This window comes from Streptomyces sp. NPDC051104 (assembly GCF_040682835.1).
GTDB classification, from domain to species: Bacteria; Actinomycetota; Actinomycetes; order Streptomycetales; family Streptomycetaceae; genus Streptomyces; species Streptomyces cynarae.
Genome location: NZ_JBFBBS010000005.1, coordinates 79,557 through 96,256 on the forward strand (window position 1 = coordinate 79,557; position 16,700 = coordinate 96,256).

The 16,700-nt window shown below is 71.5% G+C and carries 12 protein-coding genes and 1 tRNA gene; 6 read left to right on the forward strand and 7 right to left on the reverse strand.

Annotated features, from left to right (window positions below; translation table 11 throughout):
- The first annotated feature begins 117 nt into the window (after positions 1-117).
- Both AB0N14_RS10175 and AB0N14_RS10180 read left to right on the forward strand, forming a co-directional pair.
- Positions 118-993 carry an alpha/beta hydrolase gene (locus AB0N14_RS10175; RefSeq protein WP_366025214.1) on the forward strand — a complete coding sequence of 292 codons (876 nt, stop codon included), beginning with the start codon at positions 118-120 and terminating at the stop codon, positions 991-993.
- Positions 994-1,155: 162 nt separating this feature from the next.
- Complete coding sequence (locus AB0N14_RS10180; RefSeq protein ID WP_366025215.1) at positions 1,156-2,028, forward strand: bifunctional DNA primase/polymerase; 873 nt, start codon at positions 1,156-1,158, stop codon at positions 2,026-2,028.
- Positions 2,029-2,145: 117 nt separating this feature from the next.
- Here the strand turns inward: AB0N14_RS10180 and AB0N14_RS10185 are convergent, their stop codons facing one another.
- The 4 genes from AB0N14_RS10185 to AB0N14_RS10200 form a co-directional block, all read right to left on the reverse strand.
- Positions 2,146-6,570 carry a choice-of-anchor D domain-containing protein gene (locus AB0N14_RS10185; protein WP_366025216.1) on the reverse strand — a complete coding sequence of 1,475 codons (4,425 nt, stop codon included), beginning with the start codon at positions 6,568-6,570 and terminating at the stop codon, positions 2,146-2,148.
- 419 nt (positions 6,571-6,989) lie between these two features.
- Positions 6,990-7,685, reverse strand: a complete 696-nt coding sequence (locus tag AB0N14_RS10190; RefSeq protein ID WP_366025217.1) for a glycerophosphodiester phosphodiesterase family protein — start codon at positions 7,683-7,685, stop codon at positions 6,990-6,992.
- Between the two features lie 335 nt (positions 7,686-8,020).
- Positions 8,021-8,105, reverse strand: a tRNA-Ser gene (locus tag AB0N14_RS10195).
- Positions 8,106-8,191: 86 nt separating this feature from the next.
- Positions 8,192-9,697, reverse strand: a complete 1,506-nt coding sequence (locus AB0N14_RS10200; RefSeq protein ID WP_366025218.1) for a trypsin-like peptidase domain-containing protein — start codon at positions 9,695-9,697, stop codon at positions 8,192-8,194.
- Between the two features lie 276 nt (positions 9,698-9,973).
- Between AB0N14_RS10200 and AB0N14_RS10205 the strand changes: the two genes are divergently transcribed.
- Complete coding sequence (locus AB0N14_RS10205) at positions 9,974-10,783, forward strand: glycerophosphodiester phosphodiesterase (RefSeq protein WP_366025219.1); 810 nt, start codon at positions 9,974-9,976, stop codon at positions 10,781-10,783.
- Between the two features lie 203 nt (positions 10,784-10,986).
- Positions 10,987-11,529, forward strand: a complete 543-nt coding sequence (locus AB0N14_RS10210) for an ATP-binding protein (protein ID WP_366025220.1) — start codon at positions 10,987-10,989, stop codon at positions 11,527-11,529.
- A gap of 164 nt (positions 11,530-11,693) precedes the next feature.
- Here AB0N14_RS10210 and AB0N14_RS10215 read toward each other — a convergent pair whose 3' ends face one another.
- The gene (locus tag AB0N14_RS10215; RefSeq protein WP_366025221.1) at positions 11,694-11,843 is read right to left on the reverse strand and encodes a hypothetical protein; all 150 of its coding nucleotides are present in this window, start codon (positions 11,841-11,843) and stop codon (positions 11,694-11,696) included.
- 136 nt (positions 11,844-11,979) lie between these two features.
- On the opposite strand from AB0N14_RS10215, the gene AB0N14_RS10220 reads away from it, so the two are divergent.
- Complete coding sequence (locus AB0N14_RS10220) at positions 11,980-12,960, forward strand: DUF5926 family protein (protein ID WP_366025222.1); 981 nt, start codon at positions 11,980-11,982, stop codon at positions 12,958-12,960.
- A 365-nt stretch (positions 12,961-13,325) separates the two neighbouring features.
- Here AB0N14_RS10220 and AB0N14_RS10225 read toward each other — a convergent pair whose 3' ends face one another.
- Both AB0N14_RS10225 and AB0N14_RS10230 read right to left on the reverse strand, forming a co-directional pair.
- A complete protein-coding gene (locus AB0N14_RS10225; RefSeq protein ID WP_366025395.1) occupies positions 13,326-13,889 on the reverse strand; it encodes a hypothetical protein in 564 nt (187 codons plus the stop codon).
- Positions 13,890-13,981: 92 nt separating this feature from the next.
- On the reverse strand, positions 13,982-14,647 hold the full coding sequence (locus AB0N14_RS10230) for a bifunctional DNA primase/polymerase (RefSeq protein ID WP_366025223.1): 666 nt from the start codon (positions 14,645-14,647) through the stop codon (positions 13,982-13,984).
- Between the two features lie 553 nt (positions 14,648-15,200).
- Here AB0N14_RS10230 and AB0N14_RS10235 point away from each other — a divergent pair.
- On the forward strand, positions 15,201-16,664 hold the full coding sequence (locus tag AB0N14_RS10235) for a SpoIIE family protein phosphatase (protein ID WP_366025224.1): 1,464 nt from the start codon (positions 15,201-15,203) through the stop codon (positions 16,662-16,664).
- Positions 16,665-16,700 lie beyond the last annotated feature (36 nt).

Sequence of the window (16,700 nt, forward strand, 5' to 3'; positions counted from 1 at the left end):
TCGGCGGGCCGTCAAGGCCGCCGCCGTCTTCTGCGACCGAACTCTTCAGGGCACCGATTGCGTGAAGGGAGCCTTCCGGGGCAGCCGGGACGCGACGGCCGGAGCGGAGGGGGTCGGATGTTCGACGGTTTCGAACTGACGCGGCGCGAGGGGGACGGGGCCAGGCTGCTGGTGCGGTACGGCGGCAGCGGTCCGGCCGTGCTGCTCCTGCACGGCCATCCGCGTACCCACGCGACCTGGCACCGGGTCGCTCCGCTGCTGGCCGCGGCCGGCCACACCCTGGTCTGCCCGGACCTGCGGGGCTACGGCCGGTCCTCCAAGCCCCCGACCGACCCGGAGCACCGTCCGTACTCCAAGCGCGCCATGGCCCGGGACTGCCTGGCGGTGATGCGGGGCCTCGGACACGAGCGTTTCACCGTCGTGGGCCACGACCGCGGCGCGTACGTGGCCACCCGCCTCGCCCTGGACCATCCGGAGGCGGTCTCCGCGCTGAGCGTGCTGGACGCGGTCCCCGTCGGGGAGGCGCTGGGACGCTGCGACGCGGCGTTCGCCGCGAGCTGGTGGCACTGGTTCTTCCTGGGACAGACCGACAAGCCCGCCGAGCGGGTCATCAACGCGGACCCCGACGCCTGGTACAGGGCCACTCGCGAGCAGATGGGCGCCGAGGCGTACGAGGACTACCACCGCGCCATCCACGATCCGGCCACCGTGCACGCCATGTGCGAGGACTACCGGGCCGGACTCGGCGTCGACCGGGAGCACGACGACGCCGACCGACGGGCCGGCCGGCGCGTCGCCTGCCCGCTGCAGGTGCTCTGGGCCACCCGCGACGACATGGTCGAACTCTATGGCGACGTGCTCGGCGTCTGGCGCGACTGGGCGGGCGACCGGCTGGAGGGCGGCCCGATCGACAGCGGGCACCACATGGCCGAGGAGGCGCCCGGGGCGCTCGTCACCGCGCTGCGCGCCTTTTGGCAGGCGCACCAGAACTGACCGCCCCGGAAGACCGCCCACCAGCTCACCGCCCCGGAAATCCGCCTACCGGCTCACCGCCCCTGGAGGCCGCCCGACCGCCTTCCGGAGACCGCCTGGAGAACTGCCGGAGAACCGCCCCTCCCCCTTCCCATTTTCGAACATAGGTACGAACATAGGGCCATGGCCACCACCGACCGGCAGGCCACCACCCTGGCCCTGGCCCACGCCCTGTCCGCCGCGGAGCGCGGGCTGGCGGTGATCCCGCTGTCCCGTACGAAACTGCCGGCCCTGCGTTCCCCGCACCGCGACGACCCCGACCCGACGGCACCCGTCTGCCACGGCGCATGCGGCCGTTTCGGACACGGGGTGTACGACGCCACGACCGACCCCCGCCGCATCCGCGAGCTGTTCGCCGCCGCGCCCTGGGCCACCGGCTACGGCATCGCCTGCGGTCTGCACCCCCACCACCTGATCGGCGTCGACCTCGACACCAAGTCCGGCACGGACTCCTCAGCGGCCCTGCGCGAACTCGCCCTGCGCCACCTGTTCACGATCCCTGCGACGGTGGTCGTGATCACCCCGAGCGGCGGCCGCCACCTGTGGCTGAGCGGCCCACCGGACGTCGTCGTACCGAACTCGGCGAGCCGCCTCGCCCCCGGTATCGACGTCCGGGGCGCCGGCGGCTACCTGGTCGGCCCCGGCTCGCGCACCGACCACGGCGTGTACAGCACGGCACCGGGCACCGCCCGGCTGCCGCCCGCACCCTGCCCATCCGCCCTGCTGCGCCTGCTCGTGCCCCCACCGCGCCCGCGCCACGCCACACCCTCGTCGGCGGGCCGGCACGGCCAGGGGCTGGTCCAGTTCGTCCTCGCGGCGCACGAGGGCCAGCGCAACACCCGCCTGTTCTGGGCCGCCTGCCGGGCCTACGAGAACGGCTTCGGCCCCGACCTGGCCCCCGCCCTCCTCGACGCGGCGATCCGCACGGGCCTCACCCCACGCGAGGCCCGCTCGACCCTGGCGTCGGCGGCACGGATGACGGCGCAGCGGCCCTGAGACGGTTCGAGGTGGTGGTCAAAGGTGCACCCCGATCGCCGCACGCCTGACGACAAGGGGAAGCCCCGCCCTCGCACTGTGCGAGGGCGGGGCTTCCAGCCGGGTCCAAGTCGCCGCTCACTGCCTGACGGTGAAGTACTGCCAGGCGCCCCAGGTGGTGAGGTTGGTGTTGTCCTTGCTGCTGTGGACATACTCCGCAGCCACGCGGAACCTGCTGTTCACGGCCTTGGTCAGGGACATCTGCTGGCGGCCGGTGCTGGTGGAACTCAGGGAGGAGCAGGGAGTGGTGGACTGTGTGTGCCAGGCGCCGCTGTAGTACCGCTGCACGCGGAAGACAACGCACTGGCCGGCCTTGTTGGGTGTGACGGCGACGGCGAGTTGCTCCTTGGCGGTGTGGTGGTACACGCGGTAGAGGGTGCTGCCGTAGTACGTGCTCGTGTAGTAACCGGACAGTTTCTCCGAGATCGCCACGTACGTGTGCACGCTGCCGGCGACGGTCTTCGGGGCGTACCGGTAGTCGCCGGCGAACTCCGCGACGAACGTGGTGTTGTGGGCGAGTTTGTAGTACGCCGTCACGTTGCCGTGGGAGTCCACCGTGCCCGACTTCACCAGGACCGTCTTGCCGCCGTACGGATGGGCGTAGATCGCCACCGTACGCAGGTTGTAGGTCGTACCCAGGTGGGCGGTGACCTTCGCGTACTGGCCGTACTTGTACGTCGAGTGGTCGGTGGCGATGGTCAGGGACGTGGCGGCCCGGGACACCTGGACGGTGGCGGTGCGGCTGCCCGCCGTGTGTGAGACATCGCCGCTGTAGGCCACCTTGTAGGTGTTGGCGCCGCCGATCTGCGGGGTGTCCGTGAACGTGAACGAACCGTCCGCGGCGACCTTCGCGTCGGCGAGTGCGGCGCCGGACGGGTGGGCGAGGTCGGTCTTCGTCACCTTGACGACCTGACCAGCGGTGAAGGGCGAGCCGGAGAGCTTGCCGGACACGGTCAGCGCGCGCGTGCGGGTGGCAGTGGCCGGAGCCGTCAGAGTGACCGATGTGGTCAGCCTGGACACCTGGACGAGGCCCGCGGTGCTCGCCGCCTCGTGGGTCTCGTCGCCCGCGTAGCTTGCGGCGTAGGTGTACGTGCCCGCCGCCGGCGGAGTGTCGCTGAAGGTGAAGGAGCCGTCCGCAGCCGTCGTCACATCGCGCAGTGCCGCTCCGTTCCGCGTGAGGTGCACGAGCTGACCCGGGGCAAGCGCCGCGGTCGACGTCAGCGTGCCGCCGGCGGTCAACTGCCGGCCCGGGACGCCCGTGCTCGGCGCCGTGAGGTTGAGCGAGGTCGCCGCCTTGGGCTGCGGTGCCGGGGGCGCCGCCTCGCTGACGACCAGGCCGCTCACCGTCTGCGTGTCGGCGCCATCTCCCGTGGCGCCGGAGAAGGCGACGAGTGCGCTGGACGTCAGCGTCGGTGTCGCGTCCAGTACCTGCGTCCCGTCGATCCAGACGTACACATGGCCGGCGTCCACCTGGACGTCCACCTGGTGCGTGCCCTGGCGCAGGGAGGTGCTGAGTTTGGCCACCGACTGGTAGTCGATCGCCGAGGAGCCGGCCGAACTGGAGCCGACACCCGCGAAGTTCTGTGTCTGGAGCGTGTTGTTCCAGCCGGTGTCGAGCGCGATCACCGCGCCCGGCCGCCCCGCGATACCGAGGCCGCCGCCGGCCGCGCCCAGTGCCGAGGCGGAGTTCTGGGCGGGGTCGAGGAGCGCGAGCGTCATGCCGTTTCCGCCGGTACCAGGACCGAACTTCGCGGTGAAGGTGGCCCGCAGGCCGTCGGTGCGCAGCGGCTTGGTGTACACCGCCGTGCCCGCCTTGTTGCTGGTGGCCGGGGTCAGCTGGACGCTGCCGTCGTCGGCGGCCACCGCCGAGCCGTTGGCCTGCCACAGCCCGTCCTTGGCCGACGTGGTCGTGGCGGTGCCGGTGCCGGTGCCCTTGACCGACACGTACATGGCACCCTGGGCGCTGCCGTTCGCGTCGACCCCGGTCCCGGTGACCTCGTAGGAGGCGCTCAGGTCCGCGGCCGAACGCGGAGTGAACGTCACGCTCTGCACGGCGGTCTGTTCGGGACCGATGACCAGGCCCTCGGACAGCTGCATCGGGCTGTTGAAGTCACCCGTCGGCGCCTTGGCCTTGGTCACCGTCACCGGGATGTTGCCGGTGTTGGTGATGGTGAAGGAGAGCGATTTCGAGCTGCCGATCGGGACCGAACCGAAGTCGAGCGAGCTCGTGGAGAACTCCAGGTGCCCCTGGCCCGTGATCGCGGTTCCGTTGACCGGCACGCTCAGAGTGTGCGCCTCGCCGCCACTGCTGCTGCTGATCACGAGCGCGTCGCTGTCGTCCTGGCCGCCGACCGGCGTGTAGGTGACCGAGAGCACGAACGAACCACCGGCCGGCACGACCGTGCCCGCGCTCGGCAGACCCGAGGCGACGAACGAGCCGGTGGGCGAGTCGATCGAGTCGATCGTCTCCGCCTCGGTACCGGTGTTGGTGATCTGCACGTTCAGCGTCGAGGTGCTGCCGGTGGGCACGTCCCCGAAGTCCACGGCTCCCGGCGCCGCCCCGAGACCGGGCCTGGTGCCGACGCCATGGAGTGCGAAGACCAGCTTCTGGCCGTCCGACAGATTCGCGGTGAGTGTGCCGTTGATGCCGCCGGTGGTCGTGGGAGTGAAGCTGATCGGCACATCCAGGGTGACATCCGTCGCCAGCGCCGTGGGCTGCTCGGCCGTGGGCACGGCGGACGGGTCGACCGAGAACGCGCCGGAGGCCCTGAGCCCGGTGATGCTGACGTCCTGCGTGGCTGTCAGCTTCATGGCGGCCGAGCTGCTGGTGCCCAGGCCGACCTGGCCGAAGTCGAGAGAGGCCGCGGTCAGGGCGGTCCTGGCCGGGCTGCCGAAACCGTAGAGCACGCCGTCCCGGGTGCCGACGTACACCTTGCCGTCGCCGGTGGTCGGAGTGCTGAACTTCGTCGCCGTGCCGATCGGGGCGGACCACAGCAACTGCAGCAGGCCGTTGCCGTCGGGGGTGGGGCTGTAGGCGCGCAGGGTGCCGTCGGCCCCGGAGGCGTTGCTCGCGGAGACCATCCACACCAGGGCACTGGAGTCGTCCGTGCCGTTGGATGTGACGACGGGAGAGCCGCTGGTGTAGCCGAAGGTGTCCTGGCTCTGGCCGGTGAGGGTGAGCGCGGGCGTGCCGCCGTTGCGCACGCCGTACTTGAGTGCCCGCAGCGGTCCGTAGTTGCCGACGACATAGACATAGCCGCCGTCGCCGCCCCAGAACGCGGGATGCCCCCACATCCCCTGGTAGGGGCCGGACACGCTCACCGCGGCGTCGCCGCCCGAGGCTCCCTGGCCCATGCCACCGAGGTTGTCGCGGTCGAGCAGGAACACCCGGCCGTCCTTGCCCTGCTGGACCAGCAGATGGGGGTGTTCGCTGGTGCCGAAGCCGTCCGGCAGCGCCATCGGGGCGCCGGAGGAGATGTCCTGGTCGTTCAGGTCCAGGGTCGAGGCGTCACTCGGGCTGAAGAAGTCGGCCGTGCTGAGGCTGTTGTCCGCGTTGACCTGGAGGCGGACGACGGACTCGGCCAGGGTTCCCTGCACGGTCCTGCCGGGCCCGGGAGCCGGGCTGATGCCGTTTCCGGTGCTGAAGAAGATCCGGCCGGAACCGTCGGAGACCAGGCCGCCGCCCGACTGCCAGATGCCGGCGCCGCCCATGCCGTTACCGGTGACCGTGGCCCACATCGAGGTGATGCTGTGTTCGGTGGTGCTGACGCCGACCACGTAGCCGCGGTACGGCCATGCGTCGCAGTGGCCGCCGAAGCCCGCGTAGACGACACCGTCCATCAGCAGCAGGCCGGGGCGCTGCTGCTCGTAGTAGGCGTCGAAGCCGGCGCTCGGGTCGTTGACGGGGCTCCCGCTGATGGTGACCGGCCACCCCGGGAGCTCGGTTCCGGAGGCCGGGTCCACCGCGTGCATCAGCCACTTCGGGTGGCGGTGAGTGGAGGTTCCGTCGTCGACCTTGGTGGTGAAGTAGAGGGCGTTGGTGGCCGGATCGTAGACGGGTGTCGCCGTCGCCCCCACGTTGGGCACCAGGTCACCGCAGCCGATCGCGGAGGCCGGCCACGCCGGTCCGTAGTTCTTGCTCCACTTGATCGCACCGGTGGTGCGGTCGAGGCCGTACACGGTGTTGCTCTCGGTGACCGCTATCACCTGATCGCCCAGCACCAGCGGCTGGGCGTATATCTGCCCGTCCAATTTGGTGGCGAAGAGCCGGCCGAAAGCGGAGGACTGGACGACCGCCGGGGAGAGCCCGGCTTCGTTCTGGTCCCAGTTGGTGCGCAAGTTGTCGACGCCCTGGGTGGTCTGGTCGGCCTGGGCCGACTGTACTGCCAGACCGATCGTCGTACCTATCAGTGCCGCCCCGGCCACGGCGGCGATGGCGGAGAGCCATCTGCGTCGCCGGTCGCGGTGGCGGCCGCGGCGTGCGGGCGCGAAAAACCCGGCCAAACCGGGACCTCCTCTGGTATTCGCGCCCGGAGTGGGCACAGGCGCGTGGGCACAAGCGCGGCGCAAAACGTGAAGACCAAGTGGCTGTTCTTACCATCGAATGATCGATTTCCACACCGCTTGTGCACACTTCGTTCTAAGATCGTCATACGTACGGCGCGGTTACGTCCGCACCGGCGAACTGTCCCCGTTCCCCCACGGCGACGAGCGGTTCGGCCTGCCGCTTCGCGACGACCCGGCGTTCGAGGTGTCGGCGTCCGCGTCGGCCTCCGCCTCCGCCGCCAGCTGGTCAAGCCGCCGGCCTGACGCCGGCGGACGCGCCGTGGTTCCGGTTCCCCCCGCGCGGGCGACTGCGACCACGGCGTTCGTACCCTCGTTCGACTGCACGGGTGGCCGGTTCGGTCCGGGTCCACCGCGAGTCAGGCCGTGGCCTCGACGAGCCGCTTCATGCCGGGCTGGTCGGTCACGCAGCCCACCAGGCCGAGCGCCCGGGCCAGCGCCAGGTCGCGCTCGTCGTTGACGGTCCAGGCCATCACGTCGATGCCGGCGGCGCCGCACTTCTCCACGATGGCCCGGTTCAGCTGGCGCAGCTCCACGCTCACCAGGGTGGAACCGACCTTCTGGGCGCGGCCGACGAAGGTGTCGCGATGCGCGCTGGGGCCCGCCACCAGCACGGTACGGGCCTGTGGCAGCAGGTTGTGGATCTCGATCAGCGCCACGTCGTGGAACGACAGCACCGAGACCCGGTCCAGCAGGTCGCGGTCGGTGAGCACCTTGGCCAGCGACCGGGCGGCGGCCACGTCCTTGATCTCCGCCTGGATCGGCAGCGTCGGCCCCACGGCGTCCAGCACCTCCCCGAACGTGGGGATGCACTCGCCGAGGCCGGCGTCGAGCTCCTTGAGCTTCCGCAGCTTCTGGCCGGCGATAGGACCCGAACCGTCCGTCGTGCGGTCCAGGGTCTCGTCGTGCATGACGACCAGCTCGCCGTCCTTGCTCAGGTGCAGGTCCAGTTCGATGCCGTCCAGCCCCTCGCGCTCGGCCCGCAGGAAGGAGCGCAGGGTGTTCTCCGGCTCGGCGGCCATGACACCGCGGTGGCCGATGGTGAAGAAAGACACTCGGTTGCCGTCCTTGGGTGTGGTGGTGCGGGGAAGCCGCACGAGTGCCGTCCCCCCGCGGGCGGCGGGCGACCCGCCCGTCGAAGCGCCCAAGCCTAATGGGCCCGTCCGGCCGCGCGTTCGGCCCGCCTGGACCGCGCCGCCGGCGCGCCCCGAGGCACAGAATCCAAGATCGCACCTCGGGACCGAGGAGCCGTGAATCCCGGCCGCTGGTCGGCCGCACGCGCTGGCCGGGTGGGATACCGCCGAATCAGGGTGAGACAGGGTGCATGCGGAAGGGGTGCCGCTCCGGAGAGTGGCACCCCTTCTGACCTGGAAGCCTCTGACCTGCGAAGCGGTGGGTGTGGGATTTGAACCCACGGTGGCTTGCGCCACGACGGTTTTCAAGACCGTTCCCTTAGGCCGCTCGGGCAACCCACCTCGCCCCGGTCCGCCTGGGGTCGGGGCGGGACCAGCCTACCGGTCCGGGGCGGTGCTCGTCCGTGCCACCTGGCTCACCGTGCGGCTCAGTTGTCACCGACGCGGGAGCCCAGGGTCACTTCCACCGTGTGGGTCCTGCCGCCACGCTGGTAGGTGATCGTCACCTTGTCGCCGGGCTTGTGGGTCCAGATCTCGCCGATCAGGGTCGGGCCACTGTCGATCACCATGTCGTCCAGCTTGGTGATCACATCGCCCGGCTTGAGGCCCGCCTTGTCGGCGGGGCCGCCCGACTCGACCGCGGCGGAGCCGTCCGTGCCCTGGTCGGTGATCTTCGCGCCGCCGGAGGAGTCGTCCAGCGAGACCGAGGCGCCGATCTTCGGGTAGACCGGCTTGCCCGTGGCGATCAGCTGCTGGGCGACGTACTTCGCCTGGTCGATCGGGATCGCGAAGCCCAGGCCGATCGAACCGGACTGGCCGCTGCTGCCGAACCCGCCGTTGCTCGTGGACTGGATCGCCGAATTGATGCCGATGACCGCACCCCGGGCGTCCAGAAGGGGACCGCCGGAGTTGCCCGGGTTGATCGAGGCGTCCGTCTGCAGGGCGCTCATGTAGGACGCCTTGCTGCCGGAGCTGCCGTCGCTGGAGGCCACCGGACGGTGCTTGGCGCTGATGATGCCCGAGGTCACCGTGTTCGACAGGCCGAAGGGCGCGCCGATGGCGATCGCCGCATCGCCGACCTCGACCTTGTCCGAATCGCCGAGGGCGAGCGGCTTGAGGTCTGACGGGGCGTTCTTGAGCTTGATGACGGCCACGTCGTAGCCCTGCGCGTGACCGATGACCTCGGCGTCGTACTTCTTGCCGTTCGGGAACGTCGCCGTGAGCTTGCCCCCGTCGACCGCGTCGGCGACCACGTGGTTGTTGGTGATGATGTGGCCCTGCTTGTCGAAGACGAAGCCCGTGCCGGTGCCGCCCTGGCCGTTGGTGGACTGGGCCTCGATGGTGACCGTGCTCGGCAGCGCCCTGGCGGCCACGGCGGCGACCGTGCCGTTGTCGTGCCGCACATCGCCGCCGCTGGTGGCCGCGGAGACCGTCGTGGAGCCGCTGGAGTCGTCGTCCTTGGCCAGCTGGTAACCGATGCCGCCACCGACACCGCCCGCGACCAGCGCGGCGACGAGGATGGCGGCGACCAGACCGCCCCGCCTGTTCTTGGGCTTCGGGGCGGGGTTCTCGTACGGGGCACCCCAGGGGTCGCCCGCACCGGCGCCGCCCGCGTACGCGGGGGTGGCCGGCGGAAGCGGCGGCCAGCCGGACTCGGGCGCGGAGGAGGCCACGGGGTGACCCGGCGGCACCGGCGGGAGCTGCGCGGTCGGCGCGCCCTCCGGCTGCGGCGCGCCCTCGGGCCTCGGCGGCTGCGGGGCGCCGTGCCCGAACGGCGCGCCCCCCGCGGGCGGAGTGCCCCCCGCGCCCGGGGTGTCTGCGGACGGCGCCTGCCGTTCGGGGGCCTCGCCCGGCGCGGAAGGGGGAGCGTCCACCGGCACGGGAGGTGCAGACGGGGCCGGGGGTACCGCAGTGCCCTCGTTCTCGGTGCTCACAGCTCTTCTCCTCGTTCCACGGCTGTCTTCTCGGTCGCACTCGGCCGCACTCGCACACCACACGGCGCCGAGCGCTCTCAGCTGTGCGTGTCCCTTTGTACGCCGTCCAGCTTTTCCCACCGGACGTCAGGGCACCATAAGCGGTGGCTGTGGGTCCGTGGCCATCCTTTATATCGGACCGGTGCGAACAAAAATCTGCATTCCCGACACCTCGCCGATTCCGTCACGTCGCCCTCGGGTCCCACGTGTACCCCTCGACGGTGGGACGATGACGCGGTGACCCACGCACGACAGCACCAGGTTCAGGTCGTCGCCCACCGCGGGGCCTCCGAGGACGCCCCCGAGCACACCCTCGCCGCATACAGGAAGGCGATCGAGGACGGTGCCGACGCCCTCGAGTGCGATGTCCGGCTGACCGCGGACGGACACCTCGTCTGCGTCCACGACCGGCGCGTCAACCGTACGTCCAACGGGCGCGGCGCGGTCTCCGCCCTGGAACTCGCCGAGCTCGCCGCGCTGGACTTCGGCTCGTGGAAGAGGAGCGACGAGGAGCCCGACTGGGAGCACCGGCCGCAGGACCCCGAGGACACCTCGGTGCTCACCCTGGAGCGGCTGCTGGAACTCGTCGCCGACGCCGGGCGGCCCATCGACCTGGCCGTCGAGACAAAGCACCCCACACGCTGGGCTGGGCAGGTCGAGGAGCGGCTGCTGCTCCTGCTGAAGCGGTTCGGCCTGGACGCCCCGGAGTCCCCGGAGAAGTCGCCGGTACGGATCATGAGCTTCTCGGCGCGGTCGCTGCACCGGGTGCGGACGGCCTCGCCCACGCTGCCGACGGTGTACCTGCTGCAGTTCCTCTCGCCCCGGCTGCGGGACGGGCGGTTGCCGGCCGGTGTCCGGATCGCGGGGCCCTCGATGCGGATCGTGCGCACTCACCCGGCGTACATCCAGCGGCTGAAGCGGGCCGGACACCAGGTGCACGTGTGGACGGTGAACGAGCCGGGGGACGTCGACCTCTGCCTGGAACTGGGCGTCGACGCCATCATCACCAACCGCCCGCGCGCCGTGCTGGACCGGCTCGGTCGCTGAGCGGGGTCGCCTCCGCCACGGAACGTTTCTCCCGCCGGGACCCTATATAGGGCGAAACCAGCCACGGCGATGACACCGGGTGCACCGGCGCGTTCGTTCCGTGTTCGACCGGGTCGAGTGCATCACTCGCCGTGTACGGACGGTTTCCGGCCCGGTCACGCGGGGCATTCACACCGTGGCGTGGGGCGAAGGAGGTCTCGGGGGTGGCGTTGGTGGTGGCACAGGAGGTGCCCACGTCGTCGAGCATGGCCGTACCCCATGGTCCTGCGGGCGTGGGGGAGGCAAGACACCGGATGCGTGATCAGTTGCGCACCGGTGGCATGTCGGAATCGGTCATCGACGATGCTGTATTGATCCTTTCGGAACTGCTCAGCAACGCGTGTCGGCACGGCAGACCACTCCGCGACAGCTTGACGGCAGACGGGGACGTGCGCGCCGCATGGCGTGTCGACACCTCCGGACGGCTCACGGTCGAGGTGACGGACGGGGGCGGCCCGACCCGTCCGGTTCCGGCGACCCCCTCGGTGACCGCGCACGGCGGCCGGGGGCTGAACATCATCAGGGCGTTGGCCAAGGACTGGGGCGTACGGGACGACGCCCACGGCGAGGTCACGGTCTGGGTCGTCGTCCAGGACGACACCGACTCGGCCCGCCGCAGCGAGGACTTCGCCTCACGCGTCACGGCACCGGCCGTGTCGCAGATACCGGGCCTGGACTTCGAGGACGCGTTCGACGACCTGGACTGAGGTGGTCGGGGACGCGTACGACGACCAGGACCGAGGTGGTCGGGGACGCGTACGACGACCAGGAGTGAACCGGTCCAGAGGGCGTTCGACGACCTTGAGTGAACCGGTCCGGGTCGCGCTCCACGACCCAGCACTGAACGGTCCAGGACACCTTCGACCATGACTCAGGCCGCCGGCGACCGGTCCACCGACGCCGCGCCGCCCGGCAGCCACGCCCACCCGGCACCGCCCCGCCCGGCACCGCACAGGCCGACCCCCGCCCAGCCCGAACCGGCAGACGCGCACAGGTACGGACCGCCGGCGAACCACCGCATGCCCCCTCCCCACCCCCCGATCCGCGTACCGCCAGGTGGACCCTCCGGTGCGTTGTCCACAGGATCCCGTCGGGCGTCGTACGAACGGCTAGGCTCGCGACCGTACGAAACGAGCCGTAACCGGGAGACACCCACGATGGCCAAGAAGCGACCCCAGACCCAGGCCAAGCGCCCGCAGCCCACGGACGGTGCCCGCGCCGATGGGGACGTCCCGGTCGTCGGCGGCCGGGAGCCCTGCCCCTGCGGCAGCGGCCGCCGCTACAAGGCCTGCCACGGCCGTGCCGCCGCGCACGCGGTGACCGAGCTGGTGCAGCGCCCGTTCGAAGGACTGCCCGACGAGTGCGACTGGGTCGCGCTGCGCGAGCTGGTGCCGGCGGCGACCGTCGAGCTGAAACTCCGGGAGGAACTCCCCGAGGGTGTCCCCTCGGTCACGCTCGCCACGGTGCTGCCGATGGCATGGCCGGCGCTGCGCCGCGACGACGGCTCGATCCTGCTCGGCCTGCAGAACGACACGGCGTCGGGCGACATCAGCCGCGACCTCGCCGACACCCTCCAGCGCGCCCTCACCGCCGAGCCGGGCACCCCGGTCCAGGGCCGCCGGCCGCCCGCCGACGGGCCGCGCCTGCAGGACCTGCTGGATCCCGAGGGCCCCTTCGAGCCCGTCGTGCACAGCGGCTTCGAGTTCTGGGTCCCGGACGCGGAGAACACGACGCCGGAGGTGGCCGCCTCCCTGGAGCGGGCCAACGCCGCGGCGATCCCCACCGTCCGGCTGACCGGCGTGGACGCCGCGTACTGGTGCCAGACCCCCGAGAAGAACCACCTGCGGTGGGTCATGCCGCATCCCGAGGAGCGGCTTCTGGACGCTCTCGCGCGGCTGCACGCGGCCGGCGGGTCGAGCCTCGGCGAGGGCACGCGCCTGGTCGGCTCCTTCCGGGCGCACGGGCTCACGGTGCCGGTCTGGGACCTGCCGAGCGACATGGGCGCGGAGGACGTGGAGAAGCCGGCGGCCGAGTTCGCCGAGCGTCTCGCGACCGCTCTGGCCTCCGACGCGCCGCTCACCGCGGACGAGCGCCGGGCCCGCGGCGGGCTGACCAACCGACAGGTGACCCTCAGCTGACGCGCAGTCCCGGCCCGGCCACCCGGTCGGGCCGGGGCGGACGCCGACCAGGGCCCGACCTCAGGTGACTCCTGTCACAAGTCCCCGCTGCGACCGGCCAATCCGTGTCCGAATAGCCGAGATCGAATTTGCGAACCGCCGATCTCTTGTTACCGTTCCAGTAGCCCGGTTGCTGGTGCATCCCCCGTCGCCAGCAACCGGGTCTTCCCATGTGCGGGTACGTGCGGCGCAACAGGCCGCGAGAGCAACTCCCGTACGGGAGCGGTTAGTTACTGCCATACGAGATCGGTGAGTCACTGCCGCACAGGATCAGTCAGTCACTGCCGCACGGGATCAGTCAGTCACGGCCGGACAGGACCGGCGAGTCACTGTCCGCTCGCGGCCACCTGGTCGCTTCCCGAGCGCAGCAGCAGTGGTCCGCCCCCGTCGCTCCGGGAGAACTCCGCGACCGCCGAGTAGGCGCCCATGTCGCCCGCGACACGCTGCCGTGGGGTGTCACAGACCGCCGGGTCGTCCGCGGCGTCCACCGCGCAGTGCATCTCCACGCTGCGCCCGCCCGGCGCCATGAAGCTCAGGACCCCGGACAGCCTCTCGCCGGTGGCGTTGCGGTAGTAGGTGCGCGCCCAGGTGTCCCGCCCCTGCGTCAGCACACACGTCTGCGCCTCGATGCCGTCCCCGGAGGAGAGTTGGGGGCCGCAGCGGGCGGCGGTGGCGAGGCCGAGGCCCAGCAACCGGGGGCGGGAGGGGACCGCCCGCTTCCCGTCCTCGTGCGCGGGCGGGCGGAGTGCGGCGTGGTCCGCCTCCCCGACCGGCCCGGCGGACGCCACGGCGAGCGGCAGCGCGATGACAGCCGCCACCACGCCCAGGAGCGCGAGCAGCCGCTTCCTGCCGGACTGGGGCCGATCGTCCGCCCGCGCGCCCGTCTGCATTCCCCGTTTCCCGTGTCCCCCAGGACGAATCAGCATGAGGCCGAAGATATCGGCCGATCACGGGCGCACGGTCCGTCGCGCGCCCGACACCCTCAGAACTCGGGCGCGCTCACACCCGTACGAGTGAGGACGTCCACGACCGCGTCCACCACGGCCTCGACATCGGGCACCCAGGGGGAGGCGGAGCCGGGCAGCGGCGCCCGCTCCCAGCGGATTCCACCGTGGCCGGTCTCGGACGGGGGCAGTGCCAGATAGCCGCCCTCGCCATGGAAGCGCAGCGAGCCGGGGACGAAGTCCTTGGCGTACAGCAACTCGCCGAGCTGCTCCATGGAGTACGGCTTCACGAGGATCGCCCAGCGGTGCGGCGCCGCCACGACCGGGCCGAGACGCATGCCCTTCCGGTCGAGCGCCGCCAGGGCGCGCGAGGCGGCGAGGGCGGGCAGGCTCACCGCGCAGGGCGCCTGACCCCCGGTGGCCAGCACGATCGGCGCGGACGGCCGGTTGGTCCACCACCAGCGCACCATGCGCTCGTCGGTGGTGGCCGCGAGCAGCCCGGGGTCGAACGGGTGCGCGCCGGGCACCGTGCACTCCGGGTCGGGACACCCGCAGCGGGCACGCCCCTGCGGGTCCGGTGCCACACCCGGGAGTACGGGCCACTGCCATTCGGTCGCGAAGGTCAGGGCCGCGCTGATCAACTCAGGCGTCCCGTCGCTCCGCCTGGACAGGAGCCTGCGTCGCCTTCCGAGGATCTCGCGCATGAGCGCTCGTTCCTTTCCGTTGCACGCCGGCAACACCGAGGGCCATCACGTCATGTGTCGATCATGTGTCGATCACTTCACTGTGCGTACCTGCTGGCGCATCACACCCCTGTCCTGGACAAGGGGAACCCCTATGGGCCGAGCCTTGGCTGCGTCCGCGTCCATACTGCGCCCACCACGAGCATGGGCGTGGCGTGGGGTGGCGACGCCTGGCGTTTCACCGTCCCGCTCTTACTCGCCGCCTCCACCACGGGAGGATGGGGCTCGGCCGTCGGTGGTTATGACGCCCGGTTGCGGTGCCAGGTTCCGGGTGGCCGCCAACCACCCCCGGCCTTCACCGAGTACGTACCCATCACGACCGTTGTGACGCTCCGTTGAACAAGGCCAGTCGACCGCAATACAACGGTCCTTGAGGCTATTTTAAGCCAACTTTGCTGTGCCGTAAGGGGGGAGAACCTGCATCCCGGACACCAGGAATCCCAGCAGGACAATGCTGGACATCCCCTCCTGAGTGCGTGTACATGTGGAGCCACCGCTAGCGGCGCAGATTGACATGGGGGTTTGCGATGCTATCGAGCGATACGCTCCGGCCCGAAGGCCGGACGACATGAACGCCCCTCACCCTCCGAAAGTGGCCGGAATCGATTCAACGGTTCCCCCGCCCACCCACACTGTCGCGCCGACGCCTGCCGCCACGGAAGCCCCCTCGGCCGCCCTCTCCGACTCCACCGGCCCGTCCGGCCCCGGAGCGCTCCTCCAGGACCGGCTCGCCGGCTGGGTCTCCGATCTGACGACGCTCCACGAACTGACCGAACGCCTGGCCCGCACCGGCTCCCTCGCCGAAGCGCTCCAGGAAACGCTGCGCGCCGGAGCCGCCCTGGTGGGTGCCCGGCGCGGTCTCGTCGTACTGGAACCGCGCGACGGGCTCGGCCCGGACACCACGATCGGCCTGGGCCTGGGCCGCGCCGACCTCGGGCACATCGAGACCGTGCCGCGCAGTTCCCTGTCGTACGGCAGGATCCTCGACGGGCTGCCGGGCGGGGAGCGCGGGATCGTCGAGCCCGACCTGTTCTCTGAGGACGGGCTCGACCCCCGCCACCGCGATGTGGCCGCCCGCCTCGGCTACGCCGCGAGCTACGCACTCCCCCTGTCCACCGAGGCCGCCGGCCGCCTCGGCGCCGCCGTCTGGCTCTACGACGAACCGGCCGAGCCGGTCGAACGCCAGCGCCACCTCGTCGGCCTGTACGCCCACTACGCCACCGAGCACCTGGCGCGCATGGTGGAGATCGAGCGCACGCGCGCGTGCATGGCGACGATCACCGAGGAGCTCCTGCCCGCCCGGCTGCCCCGCATCCCCGGCGTCCAGCTCGCCGCACGCCGCCGCACGAGCCCGCGCGGAGGCGGCGACTGGTACGACGCGCTGCCGCTGCCCGACGCCGCGCTCGGGCTCGCCGTCGGGTCCGTCACCGGTTCGGGGCCGGGCGCGGTCGCCGCGACGGGCCGGCTGCGGGCCTCCCTGCGCGCGTACGCCGTGATGGAGGGCGAGGACCCGGTGGCGGTCCTCTCCGATCTGGAGCTGCTGCTGAGACTCACCGAGCCCGCCCGTTCGGCCACCGCCCTGTTCGCGTACTGCGAGCCCGCGCTGCGCAAGCTGACGCTCGCCGGGGCGGGGCACAGCCCGCCGCTGGTGATCGGCCCCAGACGCACCGAGTTCGTGGAGACCTCGCTGTCGGCGCCCCTGGGCATGCTGGCCTGCTGGGAGGCACCGAGCATCGAACTGACCGCGGAGCCCGGCGAGACCGTGCTGCTCTACACCGACGGCCTGCTCGAGCGCACCGGCGACCCCATGGACCGCGCCTTCGCCCGGCTGCACGCGGCGGCCGCGAGTGTGCCGAGGCCGCTGCGCATCGACCCGGGTGCGGTCGCCGACCACATCCTGCGGACGGTGCTCCCGGACGGGCTCGGCGAGGCCGACAGCACGGAGGACGTGGTGCTGCTGGCGGCCCGCTTCGAGTGAGCCGCCGCCCACGCCGGGTGACGGTCTCTTCCTGCC